We start from the raw sequence: 16,704 nt of genomic DNA, 5'->3' as shown, positions 1-16,704 counted from the left end.
GCCGTCGGAGCTACCGGCACGGGTCGGGATGCGGGGCTGTCACAGGTCTGGCTCGGCCCGGGAGGACCTCCGGTGCCGCATTCTGCCGGACCGGCGAGGTCGACGAGGCCGACATCCCCGTCCCGAACGAGTGATGCGTCCGGCCCGGTGGGCCCGCGCTCAGCGTCGCGCGCGGGCCGTCTCCCGGGCGTTGGTCCGCTCGATGGCGCGCACCAGCTCGCTCTTGCTCATCTTCGACCTGCCCGGCAGGTCCAGTTCCCTCGCCACCTCGTACAGGTGTTCCTTGGTGGCGTTGGCGTCGACGCCCGACCGGGACCGCCCGCCCGAGCTGCTCGCGCCCCGCCGGGCCCGCGAATCCGAGGGCCCCCGTTCCGGTTTGGCCTCCCAGTGGTCGCCGACCTTCTCGTAGGAGTGCTTCAGCGCGGCGTAGGCGACCTGGTGGGCCCGCCGGCCCTCGCCGTAGCTGTCGATGGCCGAGTCGTGCGCCTTCACCCACGTGCGCTGCGCCTTCTTGGGGGAGCGGCGCAGCGTGTCCGGGAGGCTGTCCCAGCCAGGCATGGTCTCTCACCTCCATCTGGTCGGTCGGACCGTTCCCGGTCGTCGCCCGAGGACGACCGCTTCTCCGCCGGGCGTACCCGGGCGGCGAGCACCGAAACGTCCGAGATCACTCACCGGGAGGACAGACCGTCGACGACCCCGGCCGTGTCGACCGCGATCCCCAGCTCCTCGCGCGGTTCGACCACGAGGACCGGCACCGAGGCGTCCCCCGCCGAGACGAGCCCGTCCTCGGCGCGGTCGCCGACCACCGGCTCCTCCACACCCAGCACGTTCAGCCGCCGGCACACCGCCGCGCGCACCTCGGGCTGGTCCCAGCCGATCTCCCCGGTGAACACGAGGGCGTCCACCCGATCCAGGCTGGTGGCGGCGGCCGCCAGCTCCCGGCTCACCCCACGGGCGAACACGTCCAACGCCAGCGCCGCGGTGGCGTCACCCGCCCCCGCGGCGCGCACCAGGTCCCGGGTGTCCGCCGACAGCCCGTCCGAGAGGCCCAGCAGGCCCGAACGCCGGCGCAGCGCCTCGTCGAGGTCCTCCCATGACAACCCGGCGCCGTCCCGGCTGGTGAGCCAGAGCAGCAACCCCGGGTCGACGCTGCCGGACCGGGTGGTCATCGGCATTCCCTCCAGGGGTGTCATCCCCATCGAGGTGTCCACGCTCCGCCCGTCCCGGACCGCGCTCACCGAACACCCACCACCGAGGTGGGTGAGCAGCAGCTGGTCGGCGGGCCGGCCGAGGTCACCGAGCAGGGCGGTCGCCCGCCGCAGCGCCCAGCCGTAGGACAGCCCGTGGAACCCGTACCGCCGCAACCCGTACCGCCGGGTCCACTCGGCTGGCAGCGGGTAGGTGGTCGCGACCTCGGGCAGCTCGGCGTGGAACGCGGTGTCGGGGCACCACACGTGCGGGTGGTCGGGCAGCCTGCTCAGCAGGGTGTCCACCAGGCGCATCGCGGCCGGCACGTGGGACGGCGCCAGCCCGGCCGCGGCCCGCACCGACGCCACCGAGGAGCGGTCGACCAGCGTGGGCGCCCGCACCTCCCGACCACCGTGCACCAGGCGGTGTCCGACCCCGGCGACCCCCGACGGGTCGGTGCGGGAGAGGAAGTCGTCCAGCTCCCGCTCCGCCTCGGCGCTGCCCGGCGGGCGTTCCACCGCCGCCGAGTCCACCACGCGCGGTTCCGGGAGCTCCACGAGGTGCAGCTGGAGGCTGGACGAACCGGCGTTCACCGTCAGCACCCTCGTCACGCCGACCACCGCCACTCGGTGAACTCCGGCGCGTCGGCTCCCTCCCGATAGGCGTACCGGCGCAGCCGGTCCCGGTCACCGGCGAGGGACTCGGCGAGCTCCCCGCCCGCCGAGGACCAGCCGGTCGCCCTGGTCACCGCGTCGGCGGCCAGGTCGTAGCGGCTCATCCGGTTGCTGACGAGCAGGTCGAAGGGGGTCGTGGTCGTACCCTCCTCCAGGTAGCCGTGGACGTGCACCCTGTCGCTGACCCCGCGCCCGTGCAGCACGTCATGCACGGCGGAGGGGTAGCCGTGGAAGCCGAACACGACAGGCACGTCCGTGCCGAAGCAGCGCGTGAAGTCGGTGTCCGACATCCCGTGCGGATGCCGGTCACGCGGTGACAGCGAGAGCAGGTCGACGACGTTGACCACCCGAACCCGCAGGTCCGGGGCCTGGCGGCGCAGCAGCCACGCGGCCGCCAGGACCTCGGTCGTGGGGATGTTCCCGGCGCACGCCAGCACCACGTCCGGCTCGGCCGGGTTCGCCGCGCCGTTCCCGTCGTGGCAGGCCCACTCCCACACGCCGGCCCCCGCCCGGCAGTGCCGTTCGGCTGCCGGGAGGTCCAACCACTGCGGACCGGGCTGCTTGCCGGCCACGACCAGGTTGATCCGGTCACGCGTCTCCAGGCACCGCCGCATGGTGACCAGCAGGGTGTTGGCGTCGGGTGGGAGGTGGACCCGGCTGACCGAGGCCTTCTTGGTGAGCAGGTTGTTGATGAAGCCCGGCCCCTGGTGGCTGTAGCCGTTGTGCTCCTGGCGCCACCCCTCGCTGGTCAACAGGTAGTTCAGGCTCGCCACCGGTTCCCGCCACGGCACCTCCGCCGACATCTTGAGGAACTTGGCGTACTGGTTGACCATGCTGTCCACGATCGAGGCGAACGCCTCGTAGCAGGGGAAGAGCCCGTGCCGGCCGGTGAGCAGGTACCCCTCCAACCAGCCCTGGCACAGGTGTTCGGAGAGGACCTCCAGCACCCGCCCGCCCCGGCCCAGGTGTTCGGCGTACTCGTCGACCGGCCAGGTGTAGGCCCGGTCGGTGACGTCCAGGATCGCCCCGAGCTTGTTGGAGACCAGTTCGTCCGGGCAGACGACGCGGAAGTCCCTGCTCGCCTCGGTGCGGCGCACCAGGTCCGCCAGCCAGGAACCGAGCACCGGGGTGGCGCCGACGGTGGCCCCACCCGGCTCGGGGACGTCGACGGCGTGCTCCTCGACCGGGGGCAGCGGGAGCGGCCGGAGCAGCCGGCCCCCGTTGGCCTCGGGGACGCTGCCCAGGCGCAGCTCCCCGCTCGGCGGCACCGAGACGACGTCGGAGCGGGGGCGGCCGGCCTCGTCGAACAGCTCCTCCGGGCGGTAGGAACGCAGCCAACGTTCCAGCAGCCGCAGCTGCGCCGGATCGTCGTGGACGTCGTCCAACGGGACCTGGTGGGCGTGGAAGGTCCCCGCCAGCGGCGTGCCGTCCACGTCGTGCTCCGGCGCGCCCCAACCCTTGGGGCTGCGGAGGACGATCATCGGCCACACCGGTCGGGACGGGGTCGCCGAGCCCTGTCGGTAGCTCGTCTGGACGGCGGTGATCTCCTCGTGGGCGCGGTCGAGGGTGGCCGACAGCAGGGCGTCCGGGTCGTCGGTGCTCTCGACGTCCACCAACAACGGGGACCAGCCGGCGCCGGCGAGGTAGGCGATGACCTCCTCGTCGTCCATCGTCCCGAACACGGTGGGCGAGGAGATCTTGTAGCCGTTGCGGTGCAGGACGGGCAGCACGACGCCCCCGGTGACCGGGTCCAGGTACTTCGATCCGTGCCAGGAGGCCGCCGTCGGCCCTGTCTCGGCCTCACCGTCGCCGACCAGGCAGGCCACCAGCAGGTCCGGGTTGTCCATGGCGGCGCCGAACGCGGTGGACAACGCGTAGCCGAGTTCGCCGCCCTCGTGGATCACCCCGGGGACCTCGGGGGAGAGGTGGCTGGGGAAGCCACCCGGCCAGGAGAACCCGTCCACGAGCCTGGCCAGCCCGCGCCCGTCCCGGGACAGCGCCGGATCGTGGTCCTGGTGGGTGCCCTCCAACCAGAGGTTCGCGTGGACCGCCGGCGCGCCGTGGCCAGGGCCGGTCACGAGCAGGGTCCGTTGCCCGGTGCGCCGGACCAGCCGGTTCAGGCCGCTGTAGAGGTAGGTGATCCCGGGGCAGGTCCCCCAGTGGCCGAGCAGCCTCGGTTTCAGGTGTTCCCGCCGGAGCGGTTCCCGCAGCAGGTGGTTGCCCCGCAGGTAGATCATCGCGGCGGCGAGGTAGTCGGCGGTGCGGCGGTACCGCCGCAGGGTCGCGCTGTCGGGCAGCGCGGCGTCGTCGGGGGTGCGGGTCGTGGGCACCGCGTGGGTGGTGGCCGTCATCGTCGCGGTCTCCTCCCGGTCTGGCCAGGCCTGGTCGTCGTCGACACCCGTTCGGGTTTCCCCGCTCGGTCCCGGCTATGTGCCGGACCCCGCATCCGGGTGCGAACGGAGTAGTGGCGGCCCTCGTTCGGCGCGGCACCGCACGGGACGTGGCAAGGGGGGTCGGGGCCAGCGGAGCCCCACCCGCTCGGGTCGGCTTCGTGTCGAGCTGGGCGGTTTCCGCGCCGCCGGCCCGGGGTAGGTCGACACCATGAGCGACGCCGTGATGATCTTCGCGCCGTCGCCGCAGTTGACGGTGACCATCGAGGACCGGGGCGGCCGACCGGACATCCACCTCCACCCGGGTGGGCAGGGTGTCTGGCAGGCCAGAATGCTCCGCTCCCTCGACGTGCCGGTCCGGCTGGTGGCCGGGCTGGGCGGGGAGATCGGCCAGGTACTGGCCAGCCTGATCAGCGGCGAGGGAATCGAACTCACCGGGGAACGGATCTCCAGCCAGAACGGGGGATACGTGCACGACCGCCGGGGCGGTGGACGGGTGGAGATCGTGGAGTCACCCTGCGACGCCCTCGGACGGCACGAGGTCGACCGGTTGTACGAGTCGGCGTTCACCGAGGGGCTGCGCAGCCGGGTGGCGATCCTCTCCGGCCCGGCGGGTGAGCACGTCCTGCCCACCCACGTCTACCGCAGGCTGGCCGCGAACCTCTCGGCCACCGGCTGCCAGGTGCTGGTGGACCTGGCCGGCCCCCGGCTCGACGCCAGCCTGGAGGGCGGCGTCGACCTGCTCAAGATCAGCGATCAGGAACTCGTCGCCGACGGCCGCGCCACCAGCCTCGAACTCGGCGACATCCGACGCGGCATGGAAGGCCTCCGCCGGGCTGGCGCGGACACGGTGCTCGTGTCGCGGGTCGGCCATCCCTCGCTCGCGCGGGTCGGCCAGAGCTGGTACGAGGTCGCGGTGCCCGAGCTGGATGCCGCCGACCCCCGGGGCGCGGGCGACTCGATGACGGCGGGCCTGGCTGCCGGGATCGCCAGGGGAGGCTCGGTGATGGACGCCATCGCCCTCGGTGCCGCCGCCGGAGCGGTGAACGTGACCCGCAGGGGGCTGGGCACCGGGAGCGACGAGGCGATCCTGGCGGTGTCGGACCTGGTCAGGATTCGCCCTGTCGAGGAGGCCGTGACCTGAGACTCCCGGGTGCTGATGAGGTCGCCGCCCGCCGGACTGCGGAGCGGGCGGACAGCGGTACGAACCGGAGCGGAAAGGCCGGGTCCGGACGGTGCGCGCCGTCGGGCGTGGCGGACGGAAGCAGCCATAGGCGCGGAGCGGGACGGTGATGAGGGTGCGGGTACTGGTCACCAACGACGACGGAATTGACTCTCCGGGGTTGCACGCGTTGGCCGCGGTGGCGGTCCGGGAGGGCGCGGAGGTCACCGTCGCGGCCCCGGCCCACGACGCCAGCGGCAGCAGCGCCGCCCTGACCGCGCACGTGCGCGACGGGGCGGTCTCCTCGGAACGCGTCGACCTCCCCGACCTCCCCGGTGTGCCCGCGTACTCCGTCGGAGCCCAACCGGCGTTCATCGTCTTCAGCGCCCTCCAGGGGGCGTTCGGCGATCCGCCCGAGCTCGTGCTCTCCGGCATCAACCGGGGACCGAACGTCGGGCGGGCCGTCCTGCACTCGGGAACGGTCGGCGCCGCCCTGACCGCCGGTCTCGGTGGGGTCAGCGGTATCGCCGTCTCGCTCGACTCCAGCGTGGAGGACGAGTCGGCCGGTGTCGACGAGCCGCACTGGGAGACGGCCGCCGACGTGGTGCCCATCGCGCTCCGGCACCTCCTCGCCGAGTGCGCCGCCGGCACGGTGTTCAACCTGAACGTGCCCAACGACGTCGGTCCCTGCGACACACTGCACCGAGCCCGCCTCGGCCACTTCGGCGCCGTGCAGACACGGGTGGAACGCGCCGGCGACAGCGACCTGCGGATGACCACCATGGTCGGGGAACCCGACTTCGCGCCCGGGACGGACGCCGCGCACCTCGCCGCCGGCCGGGCCACCATCACCGCGCTGCGCGGCATCACGGAGTCCGGGGAGGTGGGCCTGCCGGCCAGCATCGCCCTGCCCGCGCGCTGAACCCCGTTCGTTCCATGCGTTCCCGCTGATCCTGGCCCGATTGCTGGCGTGGCGCTTCCGGCTCGGCCCCGTGTGTGCGTGCCGCCGGCTGGGGGACGGCATTACCGGCACCTCTCGTCCTGGCGGCCTGGTCACCACCGCGCTCGGTGCCACACCCTGAATCCGCTTCCACCGTTGTGATGTGGTGGTCACCGCCGGCACCGGGGAAGGGTGTGTTCAGGGCAGCGGGGAGCTGCGGTGGTCGGCTGGTGCGTGGCCGGGGAGCGCGCCGGCAGCCCCCGGGGTGGGTGAGCGGGTGCCGCCCTCGAGGAACCGCGGTGGCTGGCGCAGCCGGTCGGCGCCCCCGACCCCCACAACCTCGTCCACGGTGACCTGCACCTGTCCAACCTGCTGTGGTCAGAGGCGGATGAGGTCACGCTGCTCGACTTCTAGTGGGTCCGCTTCGGGCCACCGCTGTTGGACCTCCAACGGCTCTGCGAGAACGCTGACAGCGACGTGCTCAACGGGAGGACACGTACCCACCGTGCTGCGCCTGCTCGAGGCGGACTACCCGGAGCCTTTCCACATCCCGGCCGCGCCTGATCGGATGCGGCTCTACTCGCTGGCCTACGCGATCAGGCCACAGCTGGTGGACCTGCCACCAGGCCACTCGCTGCACCGGGTGCGGCGCCTGGTGACGGGAACCTGGCCCGCACCGAACGCGCTGCCCAGCTCGTTGACACCCTGACATGGCCCGGGCGACTTTCTCAACCCGCACAGCCGCACCATGATGTCCAGCACGTCCAAGAGTGCGCCGTCGGCCGTGACCCGCCCGGGCCGAGTGGGCAAGCTCCTGGATAGGAGGAACCACGGTCGCCTGGTGCGGTTGGGTCTGACGGGGGGTCGCCTGCGATTCAGTCCACGTGGAGGCGATACCCAAGTTGGTCACCCAGCCTCTTCAGAAGACACGATGGCCAGGCCACCGCAGCACTACCTGGGCAGCAACGGTTCCACCGCCGTCGCCACCCGCTCGGCCGTCGCGCATGCCTCCTCCGTTGACCCACCACGGTGAATCATGATCGAGACGTTCGCCTGCCCGTCCAGGTCCATAGCGAACTGGCAGAACTCGGCGTCGCGGGAATCCGTGATGCGCAGGGCGCGCAGCGATCCCACCTGCGTCTCCTCCGGCTGAAAGTTGGTGAGATCCAACGTGTCCACACCGTCGTAGGTATCAAGGTTGAGGATCAACCCAGCCTCGTTGCCAGGCTTCGAACGGTACTGGCAGAGGTTGTAAATACCCGCGCCGTCGAAGTTCGCGGTCGCGGGATCGAACCCGAGATCGTCCAACTGCTCGTCGGACAGCACGTCGCAGGGATGCATCGCCGTCAACTTCTCGCTGACCGTGTACTCAGGGGTATCACTGGCGTCTGGATGCGCTGAGGACGTGTCGACAGCTGTTGGGTCCTCCACCGGAAGTGACCTCCCGGCTTCCGCGGTCGTGCACCCGGCGATCGCTCCAACGAGAACCAACGCAGTAGGCATTGCCGCCCACCGCCGGCCGGACACGGACGTCATCACAACTGCTCTCCTGCCTGTTCGAGCTGGGCCGCAGTGGCGGAGTCGATCCCGGCCGTGGTTCTGGCGCTCGCCCGGACGGCCGCCGCGAGTTCTCGTAGGGCGTCGATGTAGAGGAGGAGGTTCTCCTTGGCCGAGGTCGGCGTGCCCGAGGCCGACAACCTGGTCTGCTCCGCCATCTCCAGGGCCACCGGGCTCGACCCCAGTCGGGCACCCTGCTCAAGAATCCCGAACTTGTCCAGACGATCAGTCGCGCGTTCGGCCATGGCTTCCAGCTTCGAGGCCATGCGTTCCGCGCTGTCGGCGTCCACCGTCACTGTGCCAGCAGCGGCCGCCGCCCGAAATCGGTGGATGCTTCCCGTCATCTTCGCCGTCGCGGCGGCGTACCCCGCCTGATCCTCACCGCTTGACTCAACGTGCACGTGGGCCTCCCACCACTGCGGCTCGCGTCGCCTCAATGAAAGATCAAACTAGCAGTGTGGCATTGTCCCTGGAGCCGTTTGGTCGCATTGCGTGATCAGCGCGAAGCCTGGGCTGGCCCGCCCGGTCCATGCCGGCGCACGTTGGCCCGGTGGACGTGCCGGCACCGGGGACGTCCACCCCCGAGCGCGCGAGGGACGAGCTGGGCGTCGCGGACGCTGTCTCAGCCGGCCGTACTGGCGGGGACGGGCCGCGCAGCCCAGCCGTGGACACTGAACGAGGTGCCGGCGCGGTAGGCGTGGATACCCGCCGCCGGGTAGGCGATGATCTTCTCGGGAAGAGCGTCGAGCGGGAACCAGGACACCGCGGAGCACTTGTCGGGTTCGCGGTTGGTGGGTTCACCAACCCACCGGCGGGTCTCGAAGAACAGCCCGAGGCGGGAGTCGGGGCCGGAGCCGTTGACGTGCAGGGTGTGCACGTGCCACAGATCGTTCGGATCGATGAGGACCCCCACCTCCTCGTGGGCTTCCCGGGCTGCGGCGTCCAGGACGGACTCACGCGCGTCGAGTTTCCCTGAGGGCAGGTGCCACAGCCCGTCGAAGCTCGGGTTGGTGTCGCGCCGCCGACTGAGCAGGAGCTGGTCGTCGCGCACGAGGAGCAGGTGGACGTCGATCAGGTGACGGTCGGCCATCATCAAGTCCCTTGCGGCGCGGTCAGTAGGGGGCAGCGCTCAAGTGCAGGGCTCCCCCGTGGTCTGGACCAAACGGAGCTTAGGGGGTGGCCGGATCGGCGTGCGGGAGGCCCGCCAGGTGGGCGATTCGCTTGGCGATCAGGCTTGTGACGTGAGCGATGGGGGTGCGGGTGGTGTCCACCGTCAGCAGCGGCCAGCGGCCTGCACCCAGGCGCCGGCTCGTGTCCTGGTAGAGCTCGGCTTCGGCGCGGCTGGTGGCCAGGCCGCTCTCGAAGCGGCTGTGCGAGCCTCGCCTCTCGATCCGGCCAGCGGTGACGGTCGCGTCGGCAATCAGGATGACCGCTAGGTCCGGGATGTCGGCGGCGGCATTGAGCGCTTCGACGAACTCGATGGGCACACGGTCCATGCGTTGCAACACGAAGGAGGAGGCGACGTAGCGGTCGCAGAGGACGATGCGTCCAGCCGCCAGATTGGGGCGGATCTCGGTGGCCAGGTGGTGGTAGCGGTCGGCGGCCACCAGACAGGCCAGGGCGTGCCGGCTGTAGGTGTCGGTGCCGTGACGAGCGATTGCGCCCAACTCGGCATGAGAGGGCTCGGTGGTGACATGCACCGTGTACCCCTGTGCGGCGAGGTGCTCATTCAGATGCCGGGTGGTGGTGGACTTGCCAGCGCCACCCATCCCGTCGAGGGTGACGAACACCCCGCGATGCCCGGTGACCGAGTCGGTGGCGGTCATGCGGCGGTGGCCTTGCGGGTGTACTGCTCGCGGGAGAGCGCGACCAGTCGCGTGCGGACGTAGTCGATCGGTGCCTCGGCCAAGGGCAGGTTGACGGAGAAGTTGAATTCGTCGCGCTCTCGCATGGATTCGTCCAGGCCGGCACCGGTGAGGTCGACGGCGCTGTAATCGAGCAGTTGGGCCGTGCTGTAGCGACCGGTCGCGAGGAGCCGGTGCCAATCCGGGGTCCCCGGATAGGGCCGATACTCGAAAGCTGAGGCCCGGAATCGTCCGGGTAGCGCTTCGGTGAGGTTCCAGAGTTCGTGGACCAGACGTACGGTGGAGTCGATCTCGGCCACCGTCTCAGTGGGGAATCCGAGGATGAAGTAGCCCTTGACACTGATCCCGCGTTCGGTCAGCCTCCGCACGACACGCTGGGTCATACCGGGATCGATGCGTTTGTCGATCAGCTCCAGGATCCGTTGACTTCCGGATTCGATCCCGAGTGCGACTTCGCGTAACCCGTTACGTGCCAACCTGTCCAGGGTGGTGTCACTGGCGCGGTCCAGTACGTTGATGCGGCCGGTAGCGTCCCACACCGCCCAGTCGCCGACCCTGTCGGCTGCGAAGGCGTTCATCGTCCGCTCGATGACCCGCCGAGCGCCGAGGAACAGGTCGTCGACGAAGCGGAACGCGGTGACGCCTTGCTCGCGGAGCTGGTGCATCTCGGCGAGGATGTTGTACGGGTCACGGGTGCGGATGGTGATGTCCGGGTTGGCTGAGACAGCGGCGCCGCAGAAGGAACAGTCGTAGGGGCAACCTCGTGCCCCGACCATGTTGGCTTCCCACCGCCCGTTCTCGTGGTGTGGGTCCTGGGCCAGGAAACGGCGGTCAATGAAGGGCAGAGCGTTGATATCTGGCGCCAGGTGGTGCGCCGTCCCGGGCTTCCCGCCGGTAACCGGAGACTTCAGAATCGGGTCCAGCCACATCACTCCGGGCAGGTCGGCGCGGGCTCCCTGATCAGCCAACAGGGCCGCCACGCGGGTCTCTCCCTCACCCAGCACCAGAGCTTCGCACCCAGCCATACGCGGGTCGTTCAGGATTTCGGTGGGCATCGCCTTGGCTTGGTGCCCGCCGAGCATGACCTTGATCGAGGGATCGAGTTGGGCGGCGATGCGAGCGCTGATCTCATAGGTCGGAGCGAGCAGATTGAACCCGACCCACCGAGGCCCCCGCCTGTTGATCAGGTCGACGGTTGCGGCGATGCCTTGGCCGTGCGCTTCGGCATCCAGGACACCGACGTTGAACCCCTGGGCCGTGGCGTAGGTCGCGAGGTAGCCCATGCCGAGGACCGGCAGGGTGAAGTCGTTGACCCGTGGCCGTTGGGTGTAGTCGCGTAGGGGCGCGTTGACGAAGATGGCATCGAGCGGGCGGGTGTGCTCGGCACCGGCGATCAGGTTAGAGAGCGACGACTCCGGTTGTGCGGGCATGGCGTACTCCCCAGGCGAGAGTGAGCAGGGTCCGCGCGGACAGCTGCCCCCCCGCCGCCTCCGCCCACACCCGCGCGAACTCCGGCTCGGTATCCGGCCAAAGTCGCTGCGGTGCGAGGCGTTTCGCCCAGGTGCGGACGGCGAGGTCGGCGAAGGGATACAGGGTGTAGTCGTTGGTGAGGTCGGCTACGGTCGCGCCGGCGGTCCAGGGACCGATTCGCGGTACGTTCTGCACCTCGCCGACCAGCGTGGACGGCTCGAGTTCGGCCCACTTGGCGCCGAACTCCAGGTACGCTTCCGCGGCGGCGCGCAAGGGACGTGCTTTGAACGCCATGCCCAGCCGCGTGAACTCGGCGTCGGACAGCTCGAGCACCGTCGCCGGATCAGGGAACAGCCACGTCTGGCCGTGCGAGGTGACTACCGGCTCGCCGTGGGCTTGGCCGAAGGCGCGGTAGAGCTTGCGGGCCTGACCCGCCCGGATAACCTGCCGCACGATCGAGGTGGCCAACGCGTCCCACAGATCCGGGTTGCGCCACCGCGCCACTTGTCCAGCGGCACGCAGGTTGTCGACGATGTCGCCTGCCCCGGTCAGAGTCGCGGGATCAACCACGTCGACCACTGGCGCCTCCCCATCACCGGACACGCGATCGACGGCGGTGCGCTGGCGACAACCGTCCTCGGCGGAGGCGACGGTCATCGCCCAGACGGCGTTTCCGCAGCGCACAGCTCGGAAGGCGCCAGTACCGCTAGCGAGCCAGGACGGGTGGTCGGTCATCACCGAGTCAACGATCACTCCGGCGTCGTCCTTCCGCTCGCGGGGTGCGCACTCATCATGCCGATCACGCTTCACTTCCAAGTGGACTGTGCCGGGCATGGCCGTCAGCGAGACCAGCACGGGATGACGCTCGGCCAGGTGCTTCAGCCGGTCCGGGTCCTGAACCAGGGCGGTGACTGGACGTAGCGGGGTCACCACTAAGGGCACCTTACTGTGAGATCCCAGGCTGGCAAGGCTGGCCCTCGATGCCTTGTGGCTGAGGTCAACCTGAAGTACGCCCATCACCACGAAGAGAGCGGGCTATGGCCGGCGTCAGGCCCTTTCGAGTTGCCGCCTGCCGACCCGGCGGAGTTGGCGGGGCTCCCCGCGTTCGTCACGCCCGGGATCGCGACATCGCGTGGCGGACCGGTGGGTGAGCTCGCCTCCCCCACGAGCACGTCTCGCGCGAGAAAGTGCCCATGCGTCGACACGTCCGACTGGCCGATGCGGAGGAGCTCGCCGATGACCTCCCACCGTCGGGTGCGCCACTCCAGTCGCCCCTCGCTCCCGCGATCCGCGACGTTCAGCCCGAGCCGACGTTCCTCCGCTCGTGCCACCGCAGCCCCGCGCCGGTGAGGGACGAGAGGAACCGCGCCGGCTCGACGAACTGGTCGAGGTGGAACACGCCGGGCGGGTGGGCACCGCTGGTCATCAGCTCCACGACCCGGGCGGCGACCAGGGCGGTCGCCCTGCTCTGCCCGTCCCCGGTCACCCCGAAGCGCGCCGACCCGCCCCCGGCCCCGACGGCTTCGGCGACGACGGCGAACCGGCTGCCCCCGAGGCGGACCCGGCCAGCGGTCGCCGCCACCCGCTCACCGGCTCCGAGACGCGCCACCAGCGGGCGCACCGCCCGGCGGGCCCGGAACACCGCCGCCGTCACCGCCGGGTTGTCGAAGCACAACCGCGTCGTCACCGGCACCCCGAGGGTGGCCCGTAGGTGTTCCTGGTCGGAGAAGGGGAAGGGGTACGCGCGGCGCGCACCGAACTCGGGGAACCGGGTGAGGCGGGGGTTGCCGCCGGCGCCGCGACCACGGGGGGCGGCGGCCAGCCCTTCGGCCGTCCAGCGCGCGCCGGCCGCTCCGTGCGCCTCGCCCGTCCCGAGCAGGACGCCGATCTCGACCCTGGCCGGTGCCTCCGCCAGCCGGGAGACCGCGTGCGTGGCCAGCAGGTTCGTCAGGCCCGGCGCGACACCCACGCTGAGCACCGCCGTCGTCCCGCTGCGGAGGAAGTCCGCTCGTCGTGCCTCGACGGCGCCCAGCACCTCGGCGTTGGCACTGATGTCGACGTAGCGGACTCCGCGTTCCGCGCAGCGGCCCGCCACCCACCCCTCGGGGTCCTCCACGCAGTTCACGACCGTCCCGACGTCCCGGAGGGCCTCGGAGAGGGCGGTCGGGTCGTGCGGGTCGAGTTGGACGGCGGTGCTCCCGCCCTGGACCGTGGCGGCGACGGCGGCCGCCCGGTGGCGACACCGGCTCGCGACCACCACCACACCCGGCACGACCTGCCCCAGCATCGGGGCGAGGTGGCGGCCCACCGCCCCGGCACCGCCGAGGACCAGGCAACTCCCACCGGGGTCGACTTCGCGGGGTGGGACGTCACGGGTGGTCATGGTCGGGTTCCGCTCCCAGGTGGACGTGGCTGTCCTTCCGAGGCTACGGCGGCTCGGGCCCGGACGTCCGGTGCGCGCCCGCCGAGCCGGTCCTCAACCGTCCACCGCTCGTTGCCGTAGTGCCAGCACCGCCCCGGCGGGGTCGGCGATGACGGCGTAGGCGCCCGGCCCGGTGCCCCGGGGTTCGGTCAGCACCCGGCCGCCGAGGGCGCGCACCCGCTCCAGGCTGGTGTCGAGGTCGGCGACGGTGACGTGACTCAGCCAGTGCGCGGGTCGGTCGGCGTTGGCGCCGCGCCGAGGGGACACCCCGGCCCTGGGAGTGTCGTCGGCGGCCAGCATCTGGTAGTCGTCGCGGTCCCCCAACCCGAGGGGCCGTGCCTCCCCGCCCACCACCGCCGCGTAGAAGTCCCGGATGCCCGGGGTGTCCGACACGGTGAGGTCGAACCCCGTGACGGTGCCGATGGTGCCCTGCGCGTGGTCCCGCATGTCCGTTCTCCTCTCCGGTGATCACTGTCGTCCCCAGCCTGGGGGAGGAGACCGACAACTCGGGCGGAGCGGTGGGGGCCGCCACCCGGTGGGCGGCCCACGACTGGGGTGGATCAGCCGCGAGGCTCAGGCGGGGTCCGGCTCGGACACGCCGCCTGGCGTCAGCCGCCGGACGACGAGGTCCTCGGTCCACTCCACGTACTCGACCTCGATGCCGTCGGCATGGCGGGCGTAGAGGAAGTGGCCGGTGGGACCGGCGGCGCGGGGAGTGGTGATGGTGCCGCCGGCCCGGGCGAGGACCACCTCCAGCTCGTCGAGGTCGGTGACCACCACCGTGGCCGAGGCGTGCTGGTACCGGGCGCGTTCCTCGGGAGGCCCGCCGATCACGAGGAAGTCGCCGACGGTGGCCAGCTCGACCCGCTCGAAGCTCAGCCGGAGGTCCGGCTCGGTGCCGGTCAACTCGCGCAGCAGCGGCAGCGCGTCGTCGAGGTTCTCCGTCCACAGCCGCGCGTAGGTCCGCAGGATCGTCATGGAACTCCCCTTCCACCCGGGTGGTCGGTTACCACCGGATACCGGGGAACCGTAGGGAAGTAGGCTGTGAGCTGGAAGAACGCACTCCGCGGTGAGAAGGGAACCTCGCGGTGACCGAACAGGTCAGGCCCGCACCGGACGACGCCGACGTGACGAGGGCCCATTCCCTGGCTCGGGAGATCTTCGCGGGGATCGCGAACAAGTGGGCCCTGCTGGTCATCACCGTGCTGGGCACGCGGACGCTCCGCTTCACCGAGCTCCGGTCGTCGATCGAGGGCATCAGCCACAAGATGCTCACCCAGACGCTGCGGGGGCTGGAGCGCGACGGCGTCGTGCACCGCACCGTGTACCCGACGATCCCGCCGAAGGTGGAGTACCGGCTCACCGCGGCGGGCGAGGCGCTGCGGGACACGGTCAACGGCATGTGCGCCTGGACCCGGCGGTACCTGGACGAGATCGATGGCGCTCGCCGTGCCTTCGACGAGCGGAGGGCGGAGCCCCCCGGGAGCTGAGGCGGCCCCGAATTCCCTCCCGCCGCGACTCGCCGTGCCGTCCGACCGCCCCGTGCCCACCGGGGCCGGGGCGGGTGGTGCCGTCGCGTCCACCCGCGCATGACGTCCTGACCAGCGGCTCATGACGGTCGTGTGAACACCAACCGTGATTACCGAAGGTAATTGTGGAGTCTCTTCGGGTTACCTCTATTGGGCCTGTCGTTGGCGTGTGGACCGTCTGTTTGATGTTCCTGATGCCGGACGGCCACTCCCTGCCGCAGGTTCGTCCACACGGCGTCGCGAACGAAGGAGACCAACGTGGCTAACACGAAGTCCCGACGGTGGGCCGCCCTCGGCGCCATGCTCGCCGCCGCGCTCCTCCCGCTCACGGGCATCCAGGCCGCGGCCGAGACGGAGCCCATCGCCGGGGCCCCCGCCCCCACCGTGCCCGGCACCGAGGCGGGAGACGTCGGCACCCGCATCGTCGGCGGAACCCGGGCCAGCATCTCCGACTACCCGTGGGCCGTCTACCTGACCAACACCGCCGGCTCCCAGTTCTGCGGCGGAGCGCTCGTCGCGCCGAACAAGGTCGTGTCGGCGGCGCACTGCACGATCAACCGCTCCGCCTCGGCCGTCCGGGTCGTCGCGGGCCGCGAGGACAAGAACGGCACGGCGGGCGTGGTCGCCTCCGTCACCAGCATCTGGAACCACCCCGACTACCGGAGTTACCTGATCGGCGAGGACGTCTCGGTGCTCACCCTGGACCGCGACCTCCCCTACGAGACGCTGCCGCTCGCCACACCCGCCGACACGGCGCTGTACGAGGCCGGCACCACCAGCAAGGTCCTCGGCTGGGGGGCGACCTCCTCCGGCGGCGCCGCCTCCCGCTACCTGCTGGAGGTGGACGTCCCGGTGACCAGCGACGCCACCTGCGCGGGGGCCTACTCCCAGTACAACAGCACCGCCATGGTGTGCGCCGGGTTCCCGGAGGGCGGCTACGACGCCTGCCAGGGTGACTCCGGCGGCCCGCTGGTGGTCGACGGGAAGCTGATCGGCATCGTCTCCTGGGGCAACGGCTGCGCCTGGGCCGGCTACCCCGGCGTCTACGCCCGCGTCTCGACCTACGCCGCCGACATCCAGGCCCAACTCGGCTGACCGAGGCGTCACCGCACCACGGTCGGGGAGCGTCGGGGAACCCACACCCGGCGCTCCCACCCGGCCCGCTCCGCGTCCTGGGGAACGCCGAGCACCGGCGCCGCACGCCACGGCCGGGCGCCCGAGGAGCGGTGCGCGGCGTCGCGCCCGGCACCGGCATGATGGTCGGCATGGACGACGTGCCGATCCGGGACGGCAGCATCAGACTCGGTCAGTTCCTCAAGCTCGCCGACCTCGCCTCCGACGGCGGTGACGCCAGGGACATGCTGGAGTCGGGGCAGGTCACCGTCAACGACCAGCCGGAGACCAGGCGGGGCCGCCAGCTCGCCCCGGGGGACGTGGTGGCAGCCAGAGGGCGCACCACCCGCGTCGTCGGCCCCGGGGCCTGACCGGACGCGACGGCCCGGCCAGG

At 71.3% G+C, this 16,704-nt stretch carries 19 protein-coding genes; 7 read left to right on the top strand and 12 right to left on the bottom strand.

The features are described from left to right. Positions 1 to 159: 159 nt before the first annotated feature. From ACOJVX_RS20630 to ACOJVX_RS20620, 3 genes are all read right to left on the bottom strand, one after another. Positions 160 to 558: a ChaB family protein gene (locus ACOJVX_RS20630; protein WP_026420780.1), complete on the bottom strand. Its 399-nt coding sequence runs from the start codon at positions 556 to 558 to the stop codon at positions 160 to 162. 110 nt (positions 559 to 668) lie between these two features. Continuing rightward, positions 669 to 1,799: an acetate kinase gene (locus ACOJVX_RS20625; RefSeq protein WP_035274140.1), complete on the bottom strand. Its 1,131-nt coding sequence runs from the start codon at positions 1,797 to 1,799 to the stop codon at positions 669 to 671. Beyond that, positions 1,796 to 4,213, bottom strand: coding sequence for a phosphoketolase family protein (locus ACOJVX_RS20620; RefSeq protein WP_155886287.1), 2,418 nt, complete (start codon positions 4,211 to 4,213; stop codon positions 1,796 to 1,798). The genes ACOJVX_RS20625 and ACOJVX_RS20620 overlap by 4 nt, the downstream gene beginning before the upstream one ends. A gap of 250 nt (positions 4,214 to 4,463) precedes the next feature. On the opposite strand from ACOJVX_RS20620, the gene ACOJVX_RS20615 reads away from it, so the two are divergent. The 4 genes from ACOJVX_RS20615 to ACOJVX_RS20600 all read left to right on the top strand — a co-directional run bounded on the left by ACOJVX_RS20615 (position 4,464) and on the right by ACOJVX_RS20600 (position 7,063). Next, entirely contained in the window at positions 4,464 to 5,396 is a 933-nt protein-coding gene (locus tag ACOJVX_RS20615; RefSeq protein ID WP_422647024.1) for a PfkB family carbohydrate kinase, read from the top strand. A 148-nt stretch (positions 5,397 to 5,544) separates the two neighbouring features. Next, positions 5,545 to 6,336, top strand: coding sequence for a 5'/3'-nucleotidase SurE (surE, locus tag ACOJVX_RS20610; RefSeq protein ID WP_035293308.1), 792 nt, complete (start codon positions 5,545 to 5,547; stop codon positions 6,334 to 6,336). Between the two features lie 321 nt (positions 6,337 to 6,657). Beyond that, the gene (locus ACOJVX_RS20605; protein ID WP_418155318.1) at positions 6,658 to 6,768 is read left to right on the top strand and encodes a phosphotransferase; all 111 of its coding nucleotides are present in this window, start codon (positions 6,658 to 6,660) and stop codon (positions 6,766 to 6,768) included. A gap of 91 nt (positions 6,769 to 6,859) precedes the next feature. Beyond that, entirely contained in the window at positions 6,860 to 7,063 is a 204-nt protein-coding gene (locus tag ACOJVX_RS20600) for a hypothetical protein (RefSeq protein ID WP_418155308.1), read from the top strand. A 242-nt stretch (positions 7,064 to 7,305) separates the two neighbouring features. Here the strand turns inward: ACOJVX_RS20600 and ACOJVX_RS20595 are convergent, their stop codons facing one another. The 9 genes from ACOJVX_RS20595 to ACOJVX_RS20555 form a co-directional block, all read right to left on the bottom strand. Then, positions 7,306 to 7,857: a DUF3558 domain-containing protein gene (locus ACOJVX_RS20595; protein WP_422647023.1), complete on the bottom strand. Its 552-nt coding sequence runs from the start codon at positions 7,855 to 7,857 to the stop codon at positions 7,306 to 7,308. 32 nt (positions 7,858 to 7,889) lie between these two features. Continuing rightward, entirely contained in the window at positions 7,890 to 8,312 is a 423-nt protein-coding gene (locus tag ACOJVX_RS20590; RefSeq protein WP_418155309.1) for a hypothetical protein, read from the bottom strand. Between the two features lie 221 nt (positions 8,313 to 8,533). Continuing rightward, entirely contained in the window at positions 8,534 to 9,001 is a 468-nt protein-coding gene (locus tag ACOJVX_RS20585) for an NUDIX hydrolase (RefSeq protein WP_016697085.1), read from the bottom strand. Positions 9,002 to 9,080: 79 nt separating this feature from the next. Further along, positions 9,081 to 9,737 (bottom strand): dTMP kinase, encoded by a 657-nt coding sequence (tmk, locus tag ACOJVX_RS20580; protein ID WP_016697086.1) that lies wholly within the window; start codon positions 9,735 to 9,737, stop codon positions 9,081 to 9,083. Beyond that, positions 9,734 to 11,206 (bottom strand): B12-binding domain-containing radical SAM protein, encoded by a 1,473-nt coding sequence (locus ACOJVX_RS20575; protein WP_016697087.1) that lies wholly within the window; start codon positions 11,204 to 11,206, stop codon positions 9,734 to 9,736. The genes tmk and ACOJVX_RS20575 overlap by 4 nt, the downstream gene beginning before the upstream one ends. Continuing rightward, positions 11,175 to 12,269, bottom strand: coding sequence for a hypothetical protein (locus tag ACOJVX_RS20570; protein WP_422647022.1), 1,095 nt, complete (start codon positions 12,267 to 12,269; stop codon positions 11,175 to 11,177). The genes ACOJVX_RS20575 and ACOJVX_RS20570 overlap by 32 nt, the downstream gene beginning before the upstream one ends. A 274-nt stretch (positions 12,270 to 12,543) precedes the next feature. Then, a complete protein-coding gene (locus ACOJVX_RS20565) occupies positions 12,544 to 13,629 on the bottom strand; it encodes a saccharopine dehydrogenase NADP-binding domain-containing protein (RefSeq protein WP_418155313.1) in 1,086 nt (361 codons plus the stop codon). 93 nt (positions 13,630 to 13,722) lie between these two features. Then, positions 13,723 to 14,115 (bottom strand): VOC family protein, encoded by a 393-nt coding sequence (locus ACOJVX_RS20560; RefSeq protein WP_418155314.1) that lies wholly within the window; start codon positions 14,113 to 14,115, stop codon positions 13,723 to 13,725. A gap of 126 nt (positions 14,116 to 14,241) precedes the next feature. Continuing rightward, a complete protein-coding gene (locus ACOJVX_RS20555) occupies positions 14,242 to 14,646 on the bottom strand; it encodes a hypothetical protein (protein WP_418155316.1) in 405 nt (134 codons plus the stop codon). Between the two features lie 110 nt (positions 14,647 to 14,756). On the opposite strand from ACOJVX_RS20555, the gene ACOJVX_RS20550 reads away from it, so the two are divergent. The 3 genes from ACOJVX_RS20550 to ACOJVX_RS20540 all read left to right on the top strand — a co-directional run bounded on the left by ACOJVX_RS20550 (position 14,757) and on the right by ACOJVX_RS20540 (position 16,681). After that, positions 14,757 to 15,158, top strand: a complete 402-nt coding sequence (locus ACOJVX_RS20550; protein WP_422647021.1) for a winged helix-turn-helix transcriptional regulator — start codon at positions 14,757 to 14,759, stop codon at positions 15,156 to 15,158. 339 nt (positions 15,159 to 15,497) lie between these two features. Continuing rightward, positions 15,498 to 16,292 (top strand): S1 family peptidase, encoded by a 795-nt coding sequence (locus ACOJVX_RS20545; RefSeq protein WP_016697453.1) that lies wholly within the window; start codon positions 15,498 to 15,500, stop codon positions 16,290 to 16,292. Positions 16,293 to 16,462: 170 nt separating this feature from the next. Continuing rightward, complete coding sequence (locus ACOJVX_RS20540) at positions 16,463 to 16,681, top strand: RNA-binding S4 domain-containing protein (protein ID WP_051313905.1); 219 nt, start codon at positions 16,463 to 16,465, stop codon at positions 16,679 to 16,681. The last annotated feature ends 23 nt before the right edge of the window (positions 16,682 to 16,704 follow it).

This window comes from Actinoalloteichus caeruleus (assembly GCF_049311605.1).
Taxonomy (GTDB): domain Bacteria; phylum Actinomycetota; class Actinomycetes; order Mycobacteriales; family Pseudonocardiaceae; genus Actinoalloteichus_B; species Actinoalloteichus_B caeruleus.
The sequence above is the reverse complement of the archived record's forward strand: the minus strand, read 5'-3'. Positions and strand labels throughout refer to the sequence as shown.